At 62.8% G+C, this 6,070-nt stretch carries 7 protein-coding genes; 4 read left to right on the forward strand and 3 right to left on the reverse strand.

Annotated features, from left to right (window positions below; genetic code table 11):
• Positions 1-89: 89 nt before the first annotated feature.
• Positions 90-2,552 (reverse strand): S9 family peptidase, encoded by a 2,463-nt coding sequence (locus AC10QF_RS10220; protein ID WP_494542130.1) that lies wholly within the window; start codon positions 2,550-2,552, stop codon positions 90-92.
• Between the two features lie 294 nt (positions 2,553-2,846).
• Here AC10QF_RS10220 and AC10QF_RS10225 point away from each other — a divergent pair, with 294 nt between their 5' ends.
• Both AC10QF_RS10225 and AC10QF_RS10230 read left to right on the forward strand, forming a co-directional pair.
• Positions 2,847-3,518 (forward strand): hypothetical protein, encoded by a 672-nt coding sequence (locus tag AC10QF_RS10225; RefSeq protein WP_180877803.1) that lies wholly within the window; start codon positions 2,847-2,849, stop codon positions 3,516-3,518.
• Complete coding sequence (locus tag AC10QF_RS10230; protein WP_494542131.1) at positions 3,515-4,147, forward strand: DUF8309 domain-containing protein; 633 nt, start codon at positions 3,515-3,517, stop codon at positions 4,145-4,147. Before AC10QF_RS10225 ends, AC10QF_RS10230 begins: the two co-directional genes overlap by 4 nt.
• A 54-nt stretch (positions 4,148-4,201) precedes the next feature.
• On the opposite strand, the gene AC10QF_RS10235 is transcribed toward AC10QF_RS10230, so the two are convergent.
• Positions 4,202-4,531 carry a hypothetical protein gene (locus tag AC10QF_RS10235; RefSeq protein ID WP_099605154.1) on the reverse strand — a complete coding sequence of 110 codons (330 nt, stop codon included), beginning with the start codon at positions 4,529-4,531 and terminating at the stop codon, positions 4,202-4,204.
• Between the two features lie 239 nt (positions 4,532-4,770).
• Here AC10QF_RS10235 and AC10QF_RS10240 point away from each other — a divergent pair, with 239 nt between their 5' ends.
• Positions 4,771-5,547, forward strand: a complete 777-nt coding sequence (locus AC10QF_RS10240; protein ID WP_494542132.1) for a HipA family kinase — start codon at positions 4,771-4,773, stop codon at positions 5,545-5,547.
• Positions 5,525-5,932, forward strand: a complete 408-nt coding sequence (locus AC10QF_RS10245) for a DUF3037 domain-containing protein (protein WP_061480045.1) — start codon at positions 5,525-5,527, stop codon at positions 5,930-5,932. Before AC10QF_RS10240 ends, AC10QF_RS10245 begins: the two co-directional genes overlap by 23 nt.
• A 17-nt stretch (positions 5,933-5,949) precedes the next feature.
• Here AC10QF_RS10245 and AC10QF_RS10250 read toward each other — a convergent pair.
• Positions 5,950-6,070, reverse strand: a 121-nt coding sequence (locus AC10QF_RS10250; protein ID WP_494542133.1) for an integrase core domain-containing protein, incomplete at its 5' end; no start/stop codon positions are given.

A 6,070-nucleotide genomic window follows, 5' to 3' on the forward strand; every position in this document is an offset into this window, starting at 1 on the left:
CGATTCCCGATTCCGCATCCGGATCCAGGCCGTCTACCCACTCACATCCCGATACAGCAAGGCCGCCCTGGGGCGGCCTTCCCGTCTCCTTACTTGGCGTTCTTCACGTAGGTGTCGAACCAGTTCAGCATTTCCGCCACCAGCTGCCCGTTCGATTCCAGCGCGGTGTACCAGTGCGGTTCGTTCGGCAGCATCACCAGCCGCGTGATGCCGCCGTTGCCTCGGATCGCCTGGTAGAGCTTGCGCGACTGGAACGGCTCAGTGCCCGGGTTGGCGTCGTCCTCGCCGTGGACCAGCAGCAGCGGCAGCTTGATCTTGTCGGCATAGAAGAACGGAGAGGCCTTCAGGTACACGTCCTGCGCCTGCCACACCGAGCGACGCTCGTTCTGGAAGCCGAACGGGGTAAAGGTCTTGTTGTACGAACCGCTGGTCGCCACGCCAGCCTTGAACAGCTTGGTATGGGCGATCAGGTTGGCGGTCATCAGGCCGCCATGGCTGTGGCCGGTCACGCCGATGCGGTTGCGATCGACCACGCCCATGTCCACCGCCTTGTCCACCGCTGCCTTGGCGTCGGCTTCCAGCTGTTCCAGGTAGGTGTCGTAGGCGTTCTTCGGGTCACCCACGATCGGGAACGAGGCGTTGTCGATGATCGCGTAGCCGGCCAGCAGCATCAGGCGGTACGGCTGCAGGCGGGTGAAGGTCTGCTGCGAACCGGACACCTGCCCCGCCTGCGCGGCGTTGGCGAAGTCGGCCGGGTAGGCGTACAGGATCGCCGGCACGCGCTGGCCTTCCTTGTAGCCCGGCGGCGTGTACAGGGTGAACGACAGGTCCACGCCATCGGCACGCTTGTAGGTCACCAGCTGCTTCTTGATCTGGCGCACTTCCGGAGTCGGGTCGACCAGCTTGGTCAGCGCGGTCGCGGTGGACGCGAACTGCGCCTCGCCGGTCTTCGCATCGGCCACCGCCTCACCCTGCTGACGGATGAAGGCGTTCGGCGGATCGATCACCGACTGGTGCCAGGTCAGGTAGCGCCCAGGCGTATTGCTGAAACCAAGGAACTGCTCGTAGGCATCAGCGCTGCTGCGGAACAGGCGCTCGCTCTTCAGCGTGCCGAGGTCGAGGCGGTCGAGGAACGGACGGTCGCCCTGCGGCGAGGCACCACGGCCGCTGAGGAAAACATGGTTGCCCTCACGGCGCACGACCTGCGCACCATTCGGCAGGCGGGTGAAGACCAGGTTGCCGGGGTTGCCGTACAGCTCATCGCTGGACATGTCCCACAGCAGGCGGCCTTCCTTCTTCGGCTGGTCCACATCGATGATGCGGGTCTGCATCCAGTGGCGGTTCTCGTCGTTCTCGAACTGGAACGCCACGGCCGGATCGGCAGTCCATGCGAAGCCTTCGAAGCGTTGTGCGGTGCGGGTGATCTCGACCGGCTTGCCGTTGAACGGCGCCTTCAGCATCAGCACCCGGTCGCGATGCGGCACGTTGACCTTCCAGTCGCCCTTGTCCAGCGCTTCGGCATAGACCACGGTGGCCGGATCGGTGGCACGCCAGTCGAAACCACGCGGGCCTTCCGGTACGCCGTGCACCGGCACGCGGTCGGCCAGCGGCAGGCTGGCGATCGGCGTGGACTTGCCGCTGGCGATATCCAGCACGGCCACGTCGTTGGCGAAGCGCTGGTAGGTCACCGCATGCGAGTACGGCGCCTTGATCGATTCGGTCAGCACGTGCACGCCATCGGGCGCGGCGCTGACTTCGTTGAACAGCGCCGGCTGCCCGACCGGACGCACGCTGTTGGCGGCGGTATCGACCACGGCCAGCTGCGAGGCGCCGTAATAAGCGAACAGCTTCTCGTCATGGACGCTGGTCAGCGTGTCGCGGGCTTCGTAGGTGCTGCTCTCGCCACTGCTGCCCAGCGACTCCTGTGCATCCGGGCCGGTCGGTACGCCACCGTTGGACGGTGCTGGACCCTGGTTGGCCGGCACCAGCTTCACCAGCAGGTTCTGGCTGCCGCCCAGCCACTGCACGGTATAGCCGAAAATCGGGTTCAGCTGGACGTTCGGCACCTGCTTCACCTGGCCGGTAGCGGCATCGCCCACCCACAGCTGCACGCTGGTATCGACCGCGTTCTGGAACGCAAAGCGGCTGCCATCGGCCGACCACAGCGCGCCGGTGGCACAGCCCTGCGGCAGGTTGACCTTGGTCTGCTGGCCACTGCCGATGTCGACCAGGGTGAAGTCGGCCACGCAGGCCGGGATGCCATAGCCACCGGGGGTGTCATGGCGGCTGCGGTTCTTCGGTTCCAGGCGCACGCCGGCCAGCTTCAGGTACGGCTGGGCAACGCGGCTGATCGACGGGTAGGTCTGCGCGGTGGTCAGCAACAGGCGCTGGCCGCCCGGGGCCACGTTCGGCGCCGGCGGCGGCGGCGCCTTCAGCACCTTGAGCAGGTGTTCCGGCGGCTTTGCGTAATCGGCAAGCGCCGGGCCAGTGGCCAGCAGGCCGAAGGTGGCAACGGCAACGGCCGCCGCCAGAGAGGTACGACGGATGAGCATCCTTATCCCCTGGGGTGTGAATGGGAGCCCGGAAACGGGCAAGGGCCCGAATCTAGCACCGCAGGGGTTGTCGTGAATGGGCCGGAAGGGCTAGTGGCTGGATGGGGCAAAGTGCGGCCCGAAGCGCAGCCTCCCCGCTTGTCAACAGCCAGCCGCAGAGCGCGCTAAGCCTTTCGGGCCAAGGGTCCCAGCGAATTTCGGCTCTGTCCGCGCAAATTGCCGTTCGAGTCAACAATGGGATGCAGGTCTCGACCGCGCCAAAAATTGGAGATGCGATCTTCTACCCTGTAATTCATGATCCTGCGCAATATCTATCTCTACCTGAACCCAGACGAGCATTGGGGCGATCCAATCTCAGATCTCGGGTTTTCGCTGGGCACCACATTCGGATTCAAAACCAGATATATCTGCAATTACCTGGAGCGCCACCTCAAGAAGCTGCGTTTCAGAACGGCTGGCTTCAACAAGATCTGTATTCAAGGATCGAAGCTGGAAACGGCAACATGGGCTGTGCAGGGCGCCCATGCCGTTGTTCCGCGTGTTTCATTTAACGCCAGCGTTTATGAAGCACTTGACGATGACAACAGGCACGAGCTTTACATCGCCATGATCCTGGACGGACTCTCCGGTCTGGCAGAACACCACGTCATCCCGATTTCGGAGATCCTCGACGGAATTGCCGAATTCAGGGCCGGCGGGTACAAGAACGAATGGGTGCACCAAACCAAGTATTATCGCACTGATCGGGTTCGAGCAACGCTCCACTGCAGCCTCAAACCAAACAACTTCAGCATGACACTGGACATCAGCAAGGACGGTCATACCGTGCTGAAGGAGGTCATCCTGGAATGTCTGCCGGACGAAATCATTTTTGCCCATCGACTTGGCAGTCTTGAGTGGTGCGAGGACACGATCACTGTCCGCCAGAAGGATGGGGCGATCCTCTATCGCTCTACAAGCCAATGAATCCCTCAGATCCAGCCAAAAGGTCGACAGGTACTATCAGATGGAAGCCTGGGCAGCATGTCGTACTCAAGCTGAGGGAGGATCTATTCACGATTGCGCAGATGCGCAACAGACCAGTAATGCGCTTTTTCGATATCTGCTCAAGTGAAGATTCTTGGGATTCCCCTGACTTGAGCCAATACCGTCCATTGTTCCAAGTGTTCGTCGGAACGGTGGTCCACCAACGACTGGCAATGCGGAAGATAGCCATTGGTACCCGTTGCCTGATTGAGCTTCCCAACTACTGGATTCGCCCCTACAGTTCAATGGATCGGCAGTATTTCACGGGTTCCGCCGACAGCCTGTTCTCTGGTGGGCGGCTGATCGATCTAGGACCCGGGAATGATCTTGATGTCACACAAGCTCCCGTAATCAAGCACAGCCTCTCAGTCGACGAAGACCGGGAAGCGATCGAAGCGTTCGAGCTGACCAACATGTGGGGGAGTGACGACCTCCAGGACAGGCTTGTTCGACATTTCACCACCGGGATAGATCGGGACCATCTCAAATTTGAGATCTTTCCCGATCTTTGGCCCGATCGTCAGGCATTGAGCCCGCTGACCCGCAGATTGCCCGAACGGCTGCGCTAGCTGAGTTCGGTTCCAACAGGGCAATCCGTTGCACCTGCCAGACTTGGCCTGGCACTACTGCTGCGCGTGCAGGTCCCAGGTGGCCAGGTAGTCGGGGTCGACCACGATCATGCCGCTGGTGCGCATGCGGTACTCGCCGGGCTCGGCCGGTTGGTACTGGTCCAGCATCGGTGGCAGGTAGCGCTCGTGGCCATCATTCTCGTCGGCCAGCACCACGCCCTCGTCGGCGCTGATGCGCAGCACCGTGCCGGCGTACTGCTCCAGCCCCTTTACCTGGCCGTCGCCGCCATAGCGGGTCACCCCTACCAGTACGACCTTGCCGATCATTTCCTCGACCTTGGCGTCGTCCAAGGGCGGCAGCATGGGAGTGAATTCGTCGCTCATCGGTGCACCTCCGTAGCCTGTAGGACATCGTGGATGAGGTTTCCGCTTCGCAGTGCGCGTCGCTGGCAGTCGAGCAGGTGCCCGGCCTGAAGCCTCTGCATCGAGAGTGCCAGTACGCCCATGAACCCAAGGGTTCCTGGAGCACGATGCTGCCATCGCAGGCGGAAGGGACAGGTGAAGGCCGAAATCGGTCCTCGCCGATCAGAGGGTTGTACCTGCACCCACGCTAGAATGCGCCCATGCGCACCGTACATGCCCTCCGCTACATCACCCCGTTACGGGAAGGCGGCTCCCTGCCCGCCGTGGTCGAGACCGACGACGACGGCATGGCCGTGCTGAAGTTCCGTGGCGCAGGCCAGGGCCCGAAGGCGCTGATCGCCGAGCTGATCGCCGGCGAAATGGCGCGCACGCTGGGCCTGCCGATTCCGGAAATCCTGTTCGTGGAGCTGGACCGCGAGTTCGCCCGCACCGAACCGGACCCGGAGATCCAGGAGCTGATCCGCGCCAGCGAGGGCCTGAACCTGGGCCTGGACTACCTGCCGGGTGCGATCAATTACGATCCGGCGGCGATGCCGGTGGACGCCGACCTGGCCTCGCGCATCGTCTGGTTCGATGCGTTCACCAGCAATGTCGATCGCACCACCCGCAACCCCAACCTGATGGTGTGGCACCGCAAGCTGTACCTGATCGACCACGGCGCGGCGATGTACTTCCACCACGACTGGGCCAATGCCGGCGATGCCTGCGAAAAGCCGTTCGTGCTGATCCGCGACCATGTGCTGCTGTCGTTCGCCAGCCGCATCGCCGAGGTGGATACCGAACTGGCCGCGCGCCTGAGCGATGCCGAGATCGAGCGCATCGTCGGCCTGGTGCCGGACAGCTGGCTGGTGGACGAACCGGCATTCGACAGTCCGCAGGCCTATCGCCAAGGCTACATCGACTATCTCAAGCACCGCCTGAAAGTGCGTGCGGTGTTCGTGCAGGAGGCCGTCCGTGCCCACGCTGCACACGTATGACTATGCGGTCATCCGCGTGGTACCGCGGGTGGAACGCGAGGAGTTCATCAACGTCGGAGTGATCGTCTCCTGCCCCGGCGCGCGCCATCTGGAAGCGGCCATCGAGATCGATCCGGCACGCCTGCACGCGTTCGCTCCAGCGCTTGATCAGGATGCGTTGCAACCGTGGTTGGATGCGATCGTGGCCATCTGCCGTGGCGACGCCAGCGCCGGACCGATCGCACAGCTGCCCGCGCGCGCCCGCTTTCATTTCCTCACCGCCAAGCGCAGCTCGGTTGTGCAGATGTCGAGCACGCATGTCGGCCGCACTGCGGACCCGGCGGGTGTGGTGGAACACTTGATGACGAAGATGGTGCGGGTACCGGCACCAACCGAGCAACATTGATTGGGTAGAGTCGACTGTTAGTTGTGTAAACCCACCACGTTGTTCAGCGGGATTCTGGAAATAGGCGGCTGGCTGCCGATCCCCATGTGGGGTCGGTGCCAGTTGTAGTGATGCAGCCATTCAGGTAGCACGGCATCG

Source organism: Stenotrophomonas maltophilia complex sp. Om-AH-Sm3 (genome assembly GCF_059337855.1).